Source organism: Agrococcus sp. GCM10030265, assembly GCF_042666675.1.
Classification (GTDB): Bacteria; Actinomycetota; Actinomycetes; order Actinomycetales; family Microbacteriaceae; genus Agrococcus.
Window position 1 is genome coordinate 108,676 of sequence record NZ_JBHTCZ010000004.1, and the last position, 16,070, is coordinate 124,745.

General features: G+C 74.5%; 13 protein-coding genes. 10 read left to right on the forward strand and 3 right to left on the reverse strand.

The genetic code is table 11. The features are described 5' to 3' along the window. The first annotated feature begins 136 nt into the window (after positions 1–136). Genes ACFQPP_RS12245 through nagB form a run of 5 tightly spaced genes read left to right on the forward strand, consistent with a single transcriptional unit; the run spans position 137 to position 5,052 of the window. Positions 137–1,114, forward strand: coding sequence for a carbohydrate ABC transporter permease (locus tag ACFQPP_RS12245; protein ID WP_376916921.1), 978 nt, complete (start codon positions 137–139; stop codon positions 1,112–1,114). 23 nt (positions 1,115–1,137) lie between these two features. After that, the gene (locus ACFQPP_RS12250; RefSeq protein ID WP_376917330.1) at positions 1,138–1,962 is read left to right on the forward strand and encodes a carbohydrate ABC transporter permease; all 825 of its coding nucleotides are present in this window, start codon (positions 1,138–1,140) and stop codon (positions 1,960–1,962) included. Then, positions 1,959–3,377: a glycoside hydrolase family 3 N-terminal domain-containing protein gene (locus tag ACFQPP_RS12255; RefSeq protein WP_376916922.1), complete on the forward strand. Its 1,419-nt coding sequence runs from the start codon at positions 1,959–1,961 to the stop codon at positions 3,375–3,377. The genes ACFQPP_RS12250 and ACFQPP_RS12255 overlap by 4 nt, the downstream gene beginning before the upstream one ends. After that, positions 3,377–4,282 carry an ROK family protein gene (locus ACFQPP_RS12260; protein WP_376916923.1) on the forward strand — a complete coding sequence of 302 codons (906 nt, stop codon included), beginning with the start codon at positions 3,377–3,379 and terminating at the stop codon, positions 4,280–4,282. The genes ACFQPP_RS12255 and ACFQPP_RS12260 overlap by 1 nt, the downstream gene beginning before the upstream one ends. Further along, positions 4,270–5,052, forward strand: coding sequence for a glucosamine-6-phosphate deaminase (gene nagB, locus ACFQPP_RS12265; protein WP_376916924.1), 783 nt, complete (start codon positions 4,270–4,272; stop codon positions 5,050–5,052). The genes ACFQPP_RS12260 and nagB overlap by 13 nt, the downstream gene beginning before the upstream one ends. 3 nt (positions 5,053–5,055) lie before the next feature. Here nagB and ACFQPP_RS12270 read toward each other — a convergent pair whose 3' ends face one another. Both ACFQPP_RS12270 and nagA read right to left on the reverse strand, forming a co-directional pair. Next, a complete protein-coding gene (locus tag ACFQPP_RS12270; protein WP_376916925.1) occupies positions 5,056–6,189 on the reverse strand; it encodes an acyltransferase family protein in 1,134 nt (377 codons plus the stop codon). A 32-nt stretch (positions 6,190–6,221) separates the two neighbouring features. Continuing rightward, positions 6,222–7,388, reverse strand: a complete 1,167-nt coding sequence (gene nagA, locus ACFQPP_RS12275) for an N-acetylglucosamine-6-phosphate deacetylase (RefSeq protein ID WP_376916926.1) — start codon at positions 7,386–7,388, stop codon at positions 6,222–6,224. 59 nt (positions 7,389–7,447) lie between these two features. Between nagA and argG the strand changes: the two genes are divergently transcribed. The 3 genes from argG (at position 7,448) to ACFQPP_RS12290 (ending at position 12,015) form a co-directional block, all read left to right on the forward strand. Beyond that, positions 7,448–8,875, forward strand: a complete 1,428-nt coding sequence (gene argG, locus ACFQPP_RS12280; RefSeq protein ID WP_376916927.1) for an argininosuccinate synthase — start codon at positions 7,448–7,450, stop codon at positions 8,873–8,875. 195 nt (positions 8,876–9,070) lie between these two features. Further along, positions 9,071–10,012, forward strand: a complete 942-nt coding sequence (locus ACFQPP_RS12285) for a hypothetical protein (RefSeq protein WP_376916928.1) — start codon at positions 9,071–9,073, stop codon at positions 10,010–10,012. A gap of 83 nt (positions 10,013–10,095) precedes the next feature. Next, positions 10,096–12,015 carry a beta strand repeat-containing protein gene (locus ACFQPP_RS12290; protein ID WP_376916929.1) on the forward strand — a complete coding sequence of 640 codons (1,920 nt, stop codon included), beginning with the start codon at positions 10,096–10,098 and terminating at the stop codon, positions 12,013–12,015. A gap of 46 nt (positions 12,016–12,061) precedes the next feature. Here ACFQPP_RS12290 and ACFQPP_RS12295 read toward each other — a convergent pair whose 3' ends face one another. Then, positions 12,062–13,285 carry a 4-alpha-glucanotransferase gene (locus tag ACFQPP_RS12295; RefSeq protein ID WP_376916930.1) on the reverse strand — a complete coding sequence of 408 codons (1,224 nt, stop codon included), beginning with the start codon at positions 13,283–13,285 and terminating at the stop codon, positions 12,062–12,064. A gap of 305 nt (positions 13,286–13,590) precedes the next feature. Here ACFQPP_RS12295 and ACFQPP_RS12300 point away from each other — a divergent pair, with 305 nt between their 5' ends. Continuing rightward, a complete protein-coding gene (locus tag ACFQPP_RS12300) occupies positions 13,591–14,211 on the forward strand; it encodes a hypothetical protein (protein WP_376916931.1) in 621 nt (206 codons plus the stop codon). 235 nt (positions 14,212–14,446) lie between these two features. Then, a complete protein-coding gene (locus ACFQPP_RS12305; protein ID WP_376916932.1) occupies positions 14,447–16,033 on the forward strand; it encodes a Y-family DNA polymerase in 1,587 nt (528 codons plus the stop codon). Positions 16,034–16,070: the final 37 nt, after the last annotated feature.

A 16,070-nucleotide genomic window follows, 5' to 3' on the forward strand; every position in this document is an offset into this window, starting at 1 on the left:
CGAGCCAGCACGGCCGCCGACGCTCGGCGGCCGGCGGGATGCGATCCCGCACACGATGCGGTCGGCGCGGCATCGCCCGCCGCGCCGACCGCATCCGGCCCTAGGAAGGCCGACACGATCCTAGGAGGACGACCCCATGGTGCAGACCCAGGTGCCGACCGCCGCGAGCCCCGCGGTGACGGCCGTCGCCCCGCCGCCCGGCGCGCGAGCCCCGAGCCGTGCGCGGCGGCGCGCGGGAGCGCTGCCGTACGTGCTGCTCGCCCCCGCGACGCTCGTGGTGCTCGCGATCATCGGCTGGCCGATGGTGCAGCTCGTCGTCCTCTCCTTCCAGGAGTTCGGGCGTGCGCAGGCGTTCGGCCGACCCGCGGAGTGGGTGGGCCTCGACAACTACGTGCGCGTGCTCACCGACCCCTCCTTCTACGAGGTCCTCGGCCGCACCGTCGGCTTCGCCGCCGTGTGCGTCGTCGTGACCATGGTGCTCGGCACGCTCATCGCGCTGCTCATGCAGCGGCTGCCGAAGCCGTTCCGCATCCTCATGAGCGTCGGCCTGCTGCTCGCCTGGGCGATGCCCGCGCTCACCGCGACGATCGTGTGGGGATGGATGGTCGACACCGAGTACGGCGTCGTCAACCAGCTGCTGCGCGACGGGCTGGGGCTCGCGCAGTTCGACAGGCACTCGTGGCTCATCGAGCCCATGTCGTTCCTCGGCGTCGCCGTCGTCGTCATCGTGTGGGGCGCCATCCCGTTCGTCGCCTTCACGGTCTACGCGGGCCTCACGCAGGTGCCCGACGAGCAGCTCGAGGCTGCGGCGCTCGACGGGGCCGGACCCATCCAGCGGTTCACGCGCATCGTGCTGCCGCAGGTCGCGCCGATCCTCGTCATCGCGACGATCCTGCAGATCATCTGGGACCTGCGCGTCTTCACGCAGATCTTCGCCCTGCAGGACATCGGCGGCATCCGCGCCGAGACGTCGACGCTCGGCGTGTACATCTACCAGACCGCCATCTCGGGCGGCGAGTACGGCCAGGGCGGCGCGCTCGCCATCATCACGATGGCCGTCATCTCGATCGCGTCGATCGCGCTCATCCGCCGCATGCTGCGGAGCGACTCGTGAAGGGCTCGCGCGCCTACCGCGGCATGACGGTGCTGTGGTGCGCCGTCTCCGTCGTCGTGTTCCTGTGCGCCGTCTTCCCCGTGTACTGGATGGTGAAGACCTCCTTCCAGCCGAACGACGAGGTGCGCACGCCCGAGCTGCAGCTGTGGCCCGAGACGTGGACGCTGCGCAACTACGAGACCGTGCTGCTCGACCCGGGCCGCACGCCCTTCCTGCCCGCGCTTGGCACGTCGCTCGTCGTGACGCTCGTGACGGTCGTCGTCGCCGCGGTGCTCGCCTTCCTCGCCGCCGTCGCGATCTCGCGGTTCCGCTTCCGCAGCCGCCGCGGCTTCATCGTGGCGATCCTCGCGATCCAGATGCTGCCGCTCGAGGCGATGATGGTGTCGCTGTACCGCGTGCTCGACGGCTGGCAGCTGCTGAACACCGTGCTGGCGCTCATCCTCGTGTACAGCGCGACGGTGCTGCCGTTCACGATCTGGACGCTGCGCGGCTTCGTCGACGGCGTGCCCATCGAGCTCGAGGAGGCGGCGATGATCGACGGCTGCTCGCGCGTCGGCGCCTTCCTGCGCGTCACGCTCCCGCTGCTGGCGCCGGGGCTCGTCGCGACGGGCGTCTTCGCGTTCATCCAGGCGTGGAACGAGTTCCTCATCGCCCTCATCGTCAACACCGACCCGATGCTCATGACGCTGCCCGTGTGGCTGCGCACGTTCCTCGCGTTGAACGGCACGACGAACTGGGCGGCGATCATGGCCGGCTCGACCCTCATGGCGCTGCCCGTCGTCATCTTCTTCCTCGTCGTGCAGGGCCGCATGACGAGCGGCCTCGTGAGCGGGGCGGTGAAGGGATGAGCGGGTCGCTGCTGCACGACGTGCGGGCCGTGCTCATGCCCGGGTTCGCAGGCACGACGCTTCCCGCGTGGGTCGCGGATCGGCTGGCCGACGGGCTCGCGTCGGTGTGCCTCTACGGCGAGAACGCGCCCGACGCGGCGACGGTGCGCGCGCTGGCGGATGCGGTGCGCGCCGTGCGGCCGAGCGCCGTCGTCGCGATCGACGAGGAGGGCGGCGACGTCACGCGCATCCACTACGCGACGGGCGCCCCGTACCCGGGCCCCGCGGTGCTGGGTCGCGCGGACGACGTCGCGTGGACGCGCACGGTGGGGGAGCGCGTCGGTCGCGACGTGCGCGCCGCGGGCTGCACGCTCACGTTCGGGCCGGTCGCCGACGTCAACGTCGACTCCCGCAACCCGGTCATCGGCGTGCGCTCGTTCGGGGCGGAGGCCGCGCTCGCGGCCGAGCACGTCGCGGCGTGGACGCGGGGCGTGCAGTCGACGGGCGTCGCGACGAGCGCGAAGCACTTCCCGGGCCACGGCGACACCGCCGTCGACTCGCACCTCGGCCTCCCCGTCGTGCACGCGCCGATCGACGTGCTGCACGCGCGCGAGCTCGCACCGTTCCGCGCCGCGATCGCCGCGGGCGCCGCGACGATCATGACGAGCCACATCGTGCTGCCCGCGCTCGACGCCGTGCCCGCGACGCTCTCGAGCCGCATCCTGCAGGGACTCCTGCGCGGCGAGCTCGGGTTCGAGGGCGTCATCGTGTCGGATGCGCTCGACATGGCGGGCGCGTCGGGGGAGACGGGCATCCCCGAGGCCGCGGTCCGCGCGCTCGCGGCGGGCTGCGACCTGCTGTGCCTCGGCACCGCCACCGGCCCGCAGGGCATGGATGCGATCGAGGCCGCCGTGCTCGCCGCCGTCGCCGACGGCAGGCTGCCCGAGGAGCGCGTGCGCGACGCCGGGCGCCGCGTGCACGCGCTCGCCGCCGCCTCGCCCGCGCCGCTGCCGCTCGACGAGCTCGGCGACGTCGTCGACGACGAGCTGGGACGCATCGCCGCCACGTTCTCCGTGACCGACGCGGGCAGCGCGTGGCTCGGCCGCGTGCGCGGCGACCGCCGCACCGCGACGACCGTGCGCATCGAGCGCGCCGCGAACATCGCCGCGGGCGCCGTGCCGTGGGATCCGTTCGCCGCATCCGTCGTCGTCGAGCCCGGTGCCGTGCCGACGCTCGAGCCCGGACCCGTGCTCCTGCTCGGCAAGGACCTCGAGCGCGGCGACGAGTCCCGCGCGACCGTCGAGGGGCTGCGCGAGCGCCACGACGCGCTCGTCGTCGACCTCGGCTGGTCGGCGGGCGAGCTCGCCGACGTCGCGACGTTCGGCGCGAGCCGGGCGGTCGGCGAGGCGCTGCGCCGCTGGATCGAGCGCGCGTGATGCGGCTCGGCATCGACGTCGGCGGCACGAAGACCGCCGCGGTGCTGCTCGACGACCGCGGCGTCGTGGTGGGGCAGCACCAGGTGGCCACCGAGCACGGCGAGGCGGTGGTCGACTCGGTGCTCGCCGCCGCGCTGCCCGTGCTGCGCGACGTGGGCGCGACCGTCGGCGACCTCGGGGGCGTCGGCCTCGGCATCCCCGGCGTCGTCGGCGCCGACCGATCGAGCATCCGCGACGCCGTGCACCTCGGGCTCGGCGCCTTCGACGTGGGCGCCGCCGTCGGTGCACGGCTCGGCGCGCGCGTGCTCGTCGAGAACGACGTCAAGGCCGCCGTCGCGGGCGCGCGGCACCTGCTGCACGACCGCGGCAGCGACGCATTCGCCTACCTCGGGCTCGGCACGGGCATCGCGGCGGGCGTCGAGCTCGACGGCGCCGTGTGGCGCGGGGCGAGCGGCGTCGCAGGCGAGATCGGGCACGTGCCCGTGCCCGGCGCGACCGGCGTCTGCCGATGCGGCCAGACCGGATGCCTCGAGACCGTCGCCGCCGGCTGGGCGCTCGCGGAGCGGTGGGGCGAGCCGTGGCCCGCGGCGCGCATGCTCGAGGCCGCACGCGCAGGGGATGCCGCGGCGGCGGCCGAGTGGGACGTCGTCGTCGACGCGCTCGCCCACGGCATCCGCATGCTCGTGCTCACCCTCGACGTCGGCACCATCGCGATCGGCGGCGGCATGCGCGGGCTCGGGGCGCCGCTGCTCGACGGCGTGCGCGCGCGGCTCTCGGCATGGGCGGCGACGTCGCCCTTCCTCGCCGCGTTGGCGATACCGTCGAGGGTGCACATGGTCCCAGCAGGCAGCCAGCCGGCCGCCGTCGGGGCCGCGATCCTGGGGAGCAGCGCGTGGAAGTCGTGATCGTCGCGGGGCCGGCCGAGGTCGGCGCCTTCGCAGCAGGTCGGATCGCCGAGGTCGTGTCGGCGAAGCCGGAGGCGGTGCTCGGCGTCGCCACCGGGTCGAGCCCGCTCGAGACGTACCGCGCGCTCGCCGCGCGCCGCGACGCGGGCCTCGACCTGTCGCGCGTGTCGGCGTTCGCGCTCGACGAGTACGTCGGCATCGCGCACGACCACCCCGAGTCGTACCACGCGGTCGTCGACCGCGAGGTCGTGCAGCCGCTCGGGCTCGACGCCTCCCGCGTGCGCGTGCCCGACGGTCTCGCCGACGACCTCGACGCCGCGGCAGCCGACTACGAGGCGCAGATCGCCGCCGCGGGCGGCGTCGACCTGCAGCTGCTCGGCATCGGCGGCAACGGCCACATCGGCTTCAACGAGCCCACGTCGTCGCTGTCGTCGCGCACGCGCGTCAAGACGCTCGCACCGGCGACGCGCGAGGCGAACGCGCGCTTCTTCGACAGCCTCGACCAGGTGCCGATGCACTGCCTCACGCAGGGGCTCGGCACGATCCTCGACGCCAAGCGTGCGCTGCTCGTGGCGCAGGGTGCGTCGAAGGCGCGCGCGATCGCCGAGATCGTCGAGGGCCCCGTGTCGTCGATGTGGCCGGGCTCCGTGCTGCAGCTGCACCGCAGCGCCACGATCGTCGTCGACGAGGCGGCCGCATCCGAGCTGCGGCTCACCGAGTACTACCGGTACACGGTCGAGCACCGCAGCATCGTGCAGCCCGGCGCGTAGCGCTCAGCGCCGAGGGTCGACGGCGGTCGTCGGCAGCGGAGGCGTCGGCGGCACGGGCGGCAGCGCGACGCCGGGCGTGGGGATGCGGGCGACGGCCGGTGCCGCTGGGGTCGCGTCGACGCGGCGAGGCGCTCCGGCTCGGCGCACCCAGCGCCCCAGCAGCGGGGCCTGGAAGAGCCAGCGCACCGGCCGACGGTGCACGAGGAACGAGAGCGGCGTCGCGACGGCGAACGCGGCGACGAGGTTCACGGGGAACCACAGCGCGTCGAGCCCCTGCGACGTGACGAACCAGCCCGTGAGCACCATCACGGGCCAGTGCACGAGGTAGAAGACGATCGAACGCTCGCCGATCCAGGCCAGCGGGCGCATCCACCTCGCGCTGCCCGCGCGCTCCAGCAGCACGAGCGACGCCACGATGCCGGCCACCGTCAGCGGCAGCATGTACGTCTCACGCGTCAGCGTCGTGCTCACGAGCACGGCGAGCAGGCCCTGCACGACCCCGAGCGTCGCGAGCACGGCGATGGTCGCAGGACGCCGCAGCGCTCGATCGACCTGCGACCGGTGCTGCGCGAACAGGTGCCCCAGCAGGAAGAGCGTGCCGTAGTGCATGTAGCCCTCGAGCCCGCCGCTCGAGGGCAGCACGAGCGCGATCGTCAGGCAGACGGCCGCCGAGATCCACGTCGGGATCCAGCGGACGAACGGGGCGACGAGGGTGAAGACGAGCAGGTACCAGAGGTACCAGAGGTAGCCGACGGCGATCCACGACGTCGGATCGGGCAGGTAGTGCACGACGAAGAACGTCCACCCCGCCGTCAGCAGCAGCACGGTCGACCAGATGAGGTACGGCCAGGCGAGGTTGCGCACCTTGCTCAGCAGGTAGGCGCCGAGCGGCTTCGCGAGCGACGGCCCGAGCAGCATGCCGGACAGGAACATGAGCGTCGGCATGCGGAAGGGCATGAAGAGCTCGTTGATCGGCGCGAGCCACGCAGGCCCGGCCGTGCCGAAGCGGAAGGTGAGCCCCTCGGTCGCGTGGAGCACGACGAGCAGCACGATCGCGATGCCGCGCAGCGCGTCGATCGACAGCGCTCGGCTCCGCCGATCCGCGGACGCGGGCAGCGCGGAGGGCGCATGGGACATCTCCGCGGACCGACCGCGCCGACCTGTCGTCGTCACGGCTGCACGAGCTCCCCACGCGAGAGCACCGCCGACACCTCGAGGTGCTCGTCGAGCACCACGAGGTCGGCGACGCGGCCGGGTGCGATCGAGCCGAAGCGGTCGTCGACGCCGAGGGCGCGCGCCGGCACGCGCGTCGCCGCGTCGATCGCGGTCTCGAGCGGCACGCCCGCGCCCACCGCGACGCGCACCGCGCGGTCGAGCGTCAGCGTCGAGCCCGCGATCGAGCCGCCCTCGCGCAGCCGGGGCACGCCATCCGTCACGGTGACGGCGAGCGAGCCGAGCATCCAGTCGCCGTCGGGCTGGCCCGCCGCCGCCATGGCGTCGGTGATGAGGGCCACGCGACCCGGGGCCGCGTCGAAGAGCAGGCGCACCATGCGCGGATGCACGTGCACGGCATCCGCGATGACCTCGATCGTGACGCGCTCGTCGTCGAACGCCGCGGGCAGCACGCCCGGCGCGCGATGGTCGAGGCCGCGCATGCCGTTGAACGCGTGCGTCACGATCGTGGCGCCGGCGTCGAACGCCGCCGCGCCCACCTCGACCTCGGCATCCGTGTGCCCGACCGCCACGCGCCAGCCGCGCGCCGACAGCGCGGCGACGGCGTCGAGGCCGCCACCGAGCTCGGGGGCGAGCGTGATCATGGCGGGCAGCGCGCCCACGGCGTCCACGAGCGCGTCGACGGACGCGGCATCCGGCGCGCGCAGCAGCGTCGCGTCGTGCGCGCCCTTGCGAGCCTCGGCGATGCACGGACCCTCGAGGTGCACGCCGAGCAGGCGGTCGTCGCGCGCCGCGACCGTCGCGACGTCGGCGACGCGCGTCGCCATCGCGTCGAGCGATCCCGTCACGAGCGACGCGAGCTGCCTCGTGGTGCCGTGCGCGCGGTGGAACGCCATCGCGTGCTCGATCGCCGCCTCGCCGTCGTCGAACGCGGCGCCCGCGCCACCGTGGCAGTGCAGGTCGACGAAGCCCGGCGCGACGACGGCGCCCTCGAGCGTGCGGTCGGCGCGCGGTGCTGCGCCGACGCCGACGTCGACGATGCGACCGGCGTCCACGAGCACCCACGCCGAGTCGGTCGCCATGCCGTCCGAGACGACGCGTCCGCGCAGCAGCGTCGAGCCCTCCGCGGTCGATCCTGCGGGGTCCTCGGAGCGCGCATCCACCTTCCGACCCTAGAGCCGCGCGTCGTCTCGCGCATCCGCGCGGCTCTAGGCTGGAGGGCATGTCGAAGGTCCTCTCCTCCCTGCCCGTCGGCGAGCGCGTCGGCATCGCCTTCTCGGGAGGGCTCGACACCTCCGTGGCGGTCGCCTGGATGCGGCACAACGGCGCCATCCCCTTCACCTACACCGCGGACATCGGCCAGTACGACGAGCCCGACATCGACGCCGTGCCCAGCCGCGCGCTCGAGTACGGCGCCGAGGCCGCGCGTCTCGTCGACGCTCGCGAGATGCTCGTCGAGGAGGGCTTCGTCGCCCTGCAGTGCGGCGCCTTCCACATCCGCTCCGGCGGCAAGACCTACTTCAACACGACGCCGCTCGGGCGCGCGGTCACGGGCACGATGCTCGTGCGCGCCATGAAGGAGGATGGCGTCGACATCTGGGGCGACGGCTCGACCTACAAGGGCAACGACATCGAGCGGTTCTACCGCTACGGCCTCCTCGCGCACCCCGCGCTGCGCATCTACAAGCCGTGGCTCGACGCGAAGTTCGTCGAGGAGCTCGGTGGCCGCTCCGAGATGTCGGCGTGGCTCGTCGAGCACGGCTTCGGCTACCGCGACTCCGCCGAGAAGGCGTACTCGACCGATGCGAACATCTGGGGCGCGACGCACGAGGCGAAGGATCTCGAGCAGCTCGACGCCTCCGTGCTGCTCGTGCAGCCCATCATGGGCGTCGCGTCGTGGCGCGACGACGTCGTCATCGAGCCCGAGGACGTCACGATCGGCTTCGAGGCCGGCCGTCCCGTGTCGGTGAACGGCGTCGAGCTGAGCCCCGTCGACCTCGTCGACGAGGTGAACCGCATCGGCGGCCGCCACGGCATCGGCGTCTCCGACCAGATCGAGAACCGCATCATCGAGGCGAAGTCGCGCGGCATCTACGAGGCGCCGGGCATGGCGCTGCTGCACGCCGCCTACGAGCGCCTGCTCAACGCGATCCACAACGAGGACACCGTCGCGACGTACCACTCGGAGGGGCGCCGCCTCGGGCGCCTCATGTACGAGGGCCGCTGGCTCGACCCGCAGTCGCTCATGCTGCGCGAGTCGCTCGTGCGCTGGGTCGCGTCGGCCGTCACCGGCACCGTCACGCTGCGTCTGCGCCGCGGCGACGACTACACGATCCTCGACACCACGGGCCCCGCGCTGTCGTACCACCCCGACAAGCTCTCGATGGAGCGCGTCGGCGGTGCCGCGTTCGGCCCCGAGGAGCGCATCGGCCAGCTGACGATGCGCAACCTCGACATCGCCGACTCGCGTCAGCGCCTCGAGCAGTACGCCGCCGCCGGCCTCGTCACGGGCGAGACGGCGCGTCTCGTCGGCGACCTCGAGCAGGGCGGTGCCGCGCAGATCGCACGCGGCACGTCGCTCGGCGACGACGAGCTCGAGCAGCTCGACGAGGCGGGCGAGCGCGCCGCGTTCGACTCCGGCACCGACTGACGCTCGCGGGCCCACCCGCCGCACGCTCGAGAGCGCCGTCTCCCTCGTCGGGAGGCGGCGCTCTCGTGCGTGCCCATCCATCCGGGCGTCGGCTCCGAACGCGCGCGCACTACGCCTCTGACGTCTCATGTGCAAGGGGTCTGCGCCTGAGACGTCTCGGGTGTGTGATGTCGGTGTTACCGAGGGAGGTGCCGCATGGATGCGTCGAGAGCCAACGCTCTCCGCTCCCGCGCGCTCCGGCTCCTGCTCGGCTCGCTCGTCGTCGGCGGCGGCGCCGTCGTCGCCGGGCTCGCCCTCGGTGCACCGCAGGCCTCGGCCGACGACGGCTCGAGCCTCGACGGCATCCTCTCGTCGACGACGCAGTCGGTCGTCGACGCGACGATCGACGTGACGGACGTCGTGGCAGCGGTCGCCGCCCCCGTCGAGCCGGTTGCGGCTCCCGTCGTGCAGGCGGCGGCACCCGTGGTGCAGGCCGTCGCGACCCCCGCGGTGCAGCTCGCGCAGCCCGTCCTGACGGTCGCGCAGCCCGTGGTCGCCGTCGCGCAGCCCATCGTCGCCGCGCTGCCCGTCGTCGCACCCGTCACGACGCCGATCGTCGACCGCCTCGACGAGGTCGTCGGCGCCGTGCCCATCGTGCAGGATCTCGCGCCGGCTCCGGTGGGGTCGGTGATCGACCCCGTCGTCGACGTCGTCGACGACGCGCTCGACGGCACGGACGCCATCGTCGGCGTGCTGCCGGAGGCGTCGCTCGACGATCGCCCCCTCGTCGACGCGGATGCGCTCGAGTCGGATGCGGCGCTCGGCGACCGCATCGTCGCGACGGGCGCTGCGCAGGCCGCGCCCGGCTCCCTCGCGCCGCCGGCGCCGTCCTCCGCTGCCCTCGCGCAGTCCGACGATCGCGTCGCGAGCCTCTTCGCCGTCCTCGCGCCCGCCCCGTCGGGCGGCGTGGGCGTCGAGCCCTCGCCGATCGACGAGCGCGGCATGGCGTCGCCCACGGTCGGCGGCGCCACCGCCTCGACCGTCGGCGACGCGACCCACGACATCCTCGGCTCGACGGGCGCGGTGCGCGCGGCCCTCGCCGACGACGACCACGTGCCCGCCTCCGTGGTGGGCGACCACGACACGAGCCCTGACTGACGGATGCCCGGCCGCGCCCTCGCGCGGCACGGCGCCCGCTCCATCCGGAGCCGGCGGAGCATCCATCTTCAGAAGGGTTCATCATGAACAAGCACGTCACGCGAGGGCTGCTGTGCGCAGCCGTCGCAGGCGGCCTCTGGGCCGCGGGCACGGCAGTCGCCAGTGCCGACATCGGTGACGAGGGAACGGGCATCGCGTCCGACCTCACCTCGGCCATCGACCTCCAGCTGCCGGTGACGATCGCGGGCAACGCGGTCGGCGGCGACGACGCGAGCACCACCGGTGCCGACACGTCGGTCGCAGCAGCCTCCACGTCCACGTCGCAGGCCGCCCCGGCGGACTCCGGCTCGGGCGGGCTCCTGACGGGCGACTCGTCCGCCGCCGTCGTCTCGGTGCCGGTCACGGTGTCGGGCAACGCGGTGTCGGTGCTCGGCGACGCGCACTCGGAGGGCGCAGCGACGACCGTCGCAGCGCCGGCCGACGCGTCGGCGACCTCGGGCTCCGGCTCGGGCTCGGGCGGCGGGCTGCTCTCGGGCGACGCCTCGGGTGCGCTCGTCTCGGTGCCGGTCACGGTGTCGGGCAACGCGGTGTCGGTGCTCGGCGACGCTCATTCGGAGGGTGCCGCGACGGAGTCGTCGGCACCCGCCGACGCAACTGCATCCGCGGGCTCGGGCTCGGGTTCGTCGGATGACGGCGGGCTGCTCTCGGGCATCGCGTCGGGCATCGGCGTCTCGGTGCCGGTGACGGCCGGCGGCAACGCGGTGTCGGTGCTGGGCGACGCGCACTCGGAGGGTGCCACGACGGAGTCGTCGGCTCCGACGACGGTGGGCTCCGAGGCTGTGGGCTCGGGCTCGTCGGACGACGGCGGGCTGCTCTCGGGCATCGCGTCGGGCATCGGCGTCTCGGTGCCGGTGACGGCCGGCGGCAACGCGGTGTCGGTGCTGGGCGACGCTCATTCGGAGGGTGCCACGACGGAGTCGATGGCTCCGACGACGGTGGGCTCCGAGGCTGTGGGCTCGGGTTCGTCGGACGACGGCGGGCTGCTCTCGGGCATCGCGTCGGGCATCGGCGTCTCGGTGCCGGTGACGGCCGGCGGCAACGCGGTGTCGGTGCTGGGCGACGCGCACTCGGAGGGTGCCACGACGGAGTCGTCGGCTCCGACGACGGTGGGCTCCGAGGCTGCGGGCTCGGGCTCGGACGAGGGGCTGCTCTCTGGCATCGGCTCGGGCATCGGCGCTGCCGCTCCGGTCACGATCGGCGGCAACGCCGTGTCGGTGCTGGGCGATGCGCACTCGGAGGGTGCCACGACCTCGGTCGTGGCTCCGGTCTCGTCGGAGTCCGGCGCGACCGGCTCCGGCTCGTCGGACGACGAGGGCCTGCTCTCGGGCATCGGCTCGGACATCGGCATCGTCGCGCCGATCACCGTCGGCGGCAACGCCGTCTCGGTGGCTGGCGACGCGGTGTCGGAGGGCGCCTCGACGACCGTCACGGCTCCGTCGACGACCTCGGGCGGCTCGACGACGGACGGCGGACTGCTCACGGGCGGCTCGTCGCTGCTCGACGTCGTCGCACCCATCACGATCGGCGGCAACGCCGTGTCGGTGCTGGGTGACGCGACCACGACGGGAGCGACCACGGTCGTGACCACGCCGACCACGCCGACGACGCCGGGCACGCCGGGTACGCCGGGCACGCCGGGCACGCCGGGCACGCCGGGTACGCCGGGCACGCCGGGCACGCCGGGCACGCCGGGCACGCCGGGCACGCCGGGCACGCCGGGCACGCCGGGCACGCCGGGCACCGACGCGCCGACCGTCGACGCTCCTGCGGGCACCGTGCCGCAGTCGCCGAAGGCCGACGCACCCGTCTCGACCTCGTCCTCGGCCTCGCTGCCGGTGACGGGCGTCGAGCTCGGCGGAGCAGCCCTCGCGATCGCCCTCGTGGCGATGCTGCTGGGCATGCTGCTCCTGCGTGCGCGTCGTCGCACGCCCGCGCAGCGGTGACATCCGGTGTCGGCGATGCGAGCCGAGTGCTCGCATCGCCGACACCTCACACGCGGCCGGCTGCCGTCGAGATGGCGCGCAGCCGGCTCGCGTGCGCGCTCGTGAGGGCGCCGGCATCCATCCGCCACCCCCACGTCGAGGCCGTGCCCGGCGTGTTCATGCGCGCCTCGGAGCCGAGGGCCAGCACATCCTGCGCCTGCGCCATCGCGAGGCGGCTCGGGCCGTGCTGCGCGACCTCGATGAGCCCCCACGAGGGCTCGCGACGTCGCGTCGACCAGCGGACGCCCGCATCCCGCATCGCGCGCCGCGCAGCGCGTCGCTGCTGCCTCGGCAGCCCCGACCACCAGCCGACGACCGTGTCGTTGTCGTGGGTGCCGGTGTAGACGACCTGCTCGCGCGTGAGGTTGGCGGGCTCGTGCGGGCTGTCGGCGTCGCCGCCGAACGCGAACTGCAGCACCGCCATGCCGGGGAAGCCGAGTGCGTCGCGCAGGTCGAGGACGGGCTGGTCGATGTCGCCGAGATCCTCGGCGAGGACGGGCAGCGGGCCGAGCTCGGCGGTCGCGGCGTCGAACATGGCGCGGCCCGGGCCGGGCTCCCACACGCCGTGCTCGGCGGTCGCGTCGCCGGCGGGCACCGCCCAGAAGTCGCTGAACGCGCGGAAGTGGTCGATGCGCACGAGGTCGTACAGGTCGAACGTGCGCCGCAGCCGCTCGATCCACCAGCGGTAGCCGTCGCTCGCGAGCGCATCCCAGTCGTACAGCGGGTTGCCCCACAGCTGGCCGGTGGCGGCGTAGGCGTCCGGCGGGACGCCCGCCACGGCATCCGAGCGGAAGTACTCGGGCCATGCCGCCTCGTCGGCGCCGCCCTGCGCGACGTAGATCGGCACGTCGCCGAGGATCCGCACGCCGCGCTCGGCCGCGTAGGCGCGCAGCTCGCCCCACTCTCGGTCGAAGCGCACCTGGTCGGCGAGGTCGCCGCCGTGCGCGACCCACGAGGGCGCCCAGTACGCGTGTCGCTCGGCGAAGTCGCGCACCTCGTCCTGCGAGACGGGCGCGTCGGGATGCTCGAGCAGCGCGGGGTTGGCCGCGAACGCCGAGGGCGACGCGTACGGCGACCCGAACGCGTCGGGCACCGTGAGCGGCAGCACCTGCCATACGGTCTGGCCCGCGTCGGCGAGCCAGTCGACGAAGCGGCGTGCGGATGCGCCGAGACGCCCATCCGGCAGGGACGTGAGGTGCAGCTGGATGCCGCTCGCGCGATCGGGGAGCACGTGTCGAGCCTGGCAGACCCGCGGCGTCGACGTGCGGGGTTGCGGGCGGGCGTGCCGCGGGTGCTGCCGCGTGCGAGGACTGGTGGCGAATGGCCTCCGACCGGTCACTCGTCGCAACCGAGTGGGCAGGAGATGCGGTGAGACCGGCCAGGACGCAGCATCGACCGACCACTGTGGCTGCGTCGGAGGGACAGCGAGCATCGAGTGGCCTCGCCGTGCGCACCGCACGCATCACCGCTCTCGCGCCACGCCGGACACGCCGCACCGGCTTGACCGCGTTCGAACATACGTTCGATCATGGATGCGTGACGATCGCAGACCTCGACCGCGGCAAGGCCGCGACGATCGAGGCGCTGCGCTCGCGCATGCGCGGCATGGAGACGACCGCGGTCGAGGTCGTCGGCCTGCCGACGCCCGCAGCGCTGCGACGCGTGCTGCCCGCGCTGCGCATCGGCGGGGTGCACGCCGTCGACTCGAGGTCGCTCGCGCTGCGCATGCTCGCCGCCGCCCTCCCGGCGGGCGGGTGGAGCGCGATCGTCGGCCTCGCCGACGTCGGCGTCGAGGCCGCGGCCGATGCGGGCGTGCCCGTCGAGCGCGTCGTGCTCGTGCCGCAGCCGGGGGAGGCGTGGGCGAGCGCCGTCGCCGGGTTCGCCGAGGTGCTGCCCGTCGTGCTCGCCGCCGCACCGCCGAGGCTCCCGCCCGCCGAGGCCGCCCGGCTCGCCGCACGCGTGCGCGGGGCCGACGGGTGCCTGCTCGTGCTCGGCGACTGGCCGCAGCCTGCGAGCCGCATCCGCACGCTCGGCGCCGCGTGGGGTGGTGTCGAGCGCGGCCTCGGCCGCATCCGCACCGCCCGCCTCGAGGTCGAGGTGACGGCGGGCGACCGCGTGCCGCGGCGCGCGATCGTCGAGCTCGGCGGTGCGCGGTGAGCGGCGTCGGCTCGCTGCGTCGGGTCGCGGGCGGATGCGGCGGGATGCCCGTGGCGTCCGAGGTGCGCCCCGGGCGCTCGGATGCGGCTCCTTCCGCATCCGAGCGCACGGAGCGCTCCTCGGAGCCAGGCCCTCGCACGCTCGGGGAGCGCATCCGCGGCTCGCGCATCCCATGCCCGCGCATCGCAGGCGAGCGCAGGCACAGGGCGGCCGCTGCAGCAGGCGGAGGCTGGTCGTGAGCGGCCGGCGCATCGCCGTCGTGCGAGTGCCCGACTGGTCGATCGAGGTCGCGCGGGCCTCCGGCGAGCTGCCGGGAGGGGTGCCCGTGGCGACGACGCACGTGCACCGCATCGTCGCGTGCGACGACCTCGCCCGTGCGGCCGGCGTGCGCGTGGGGCAACGCGTGCGCGACGCGCAGGCCGGTGCGCCGTCGCTCGTGCTCGCCGAGGCGGATGCCGTGGGCGAGGTGCTGGCGTTCGCGCACGTCATCCGAGCGGTCGAGGGCGTCGTGCCCGGCGTGCAGGGGCTCGGCGACGGCGCGCTCGCGCTGCCGATGCGCGGCGCCGCCCGCTTCTACGGCGGCGAGCGCGAGGCGGTCGCCGCGATCGCCGACGCCCTCGCTCCGCTGGGGCTGCGGGTGCGGGTCGGCGTCGCCGACGACCGCTTCACGGCCGAGCTCGCCGAGCGTGCGGCGACCGTCTCCGATGCGGCTCGGCACGAGCCGACGCCCAGCGAGCCGTCGGCTGCGCATGACGCTCGAGATCCCGCGCAGGATCACCTCGTGCCCGACGTCTGCATCGTCGAGCCCGGCGCATCCCGCGCGTTCCTCGCTCCCGTGCCGGTCTCGGTGCTCGATGCCGAGCTCGCAGGCATGCTGCTGCGGCTGGGACTGCGCACGCTCGGCGACCTCGCCGCCCTGCCGGAGGCGAGCGTCCGCGACCGCTTCGGCGCCGAGGGGCTCCGCGACCAGCGGCGCGCATGCGGGCTCGACGACCGCCGTGTCGAGCCCGGCTCCGACCATCCGCCCGATGCGCTCGCACTCGAGTTCGAGCCGGGCATCGAGGGCGGCGAGGAGCTGGGGTTCGCGCTGCAGGGTCGGGCGGATGCATACGTCGCCGAGCTCGCATCCCGCCGCCTCGTCGTGGCCGAGGTGCGCATCCTGCTGCGCGCCGACCTCGGCGGCATCAGCGAGCGCACGTGGCGCAAGCCAGGGTTCTTCCGGGCACGCGACATCGTCGACCGAGCCCGGTGGCAGCTCGCCGAGAGCGGCCTCGACAGCGCGCTCGTCGAGGTGCGCATCACGCCAGAGCGCCTCGAGCGCGACACCGAGCACATGCCCGGCCTGTGGGGTGGCCGCGGCGTCGACGAGCGCACGCGCGGCGTCATCGAGCGGCTGCAGGGGGTGCTGGGCCGCGAGGGCGTCGTGGTCGCGAGCGTCGGCGGCGGTCGCCTGCTCGCCGAGCGCGGCGTGCTGACGCCGTGGGGCGATGCGGTGGCCGAGCCGCGCGAGGGCCCGTGGCCGGGGTCGCTGCCCGAGCCGCGCCCTGCGACGGTGTTCCGACCGCCGCAGCCCGTCGTGCTGCTCGATGGCGAGGGCGCGACGGTCGAGGCCGACGAGCGCATCCGCCCGCCCGTGTGGTTCCGGGCGCCGTCGGGCGATCGGCGTCGCGTGGCGGCGTGGGCGGGGCCGTGGCCGCTGCGCATGCGCGCCGGATCGCATGTGGAGTCGCTCGCGCGCATCCAGGTCGTCGACGGTGCGGGGGATGCGTGGGTGCTGCTGGGCGACGCCGCCGGCTGGCGGGCGGAGGGGCGGTACGACTGACGCCGACGCCCCGCCACCCATCCGAGCGGCGGGGCGT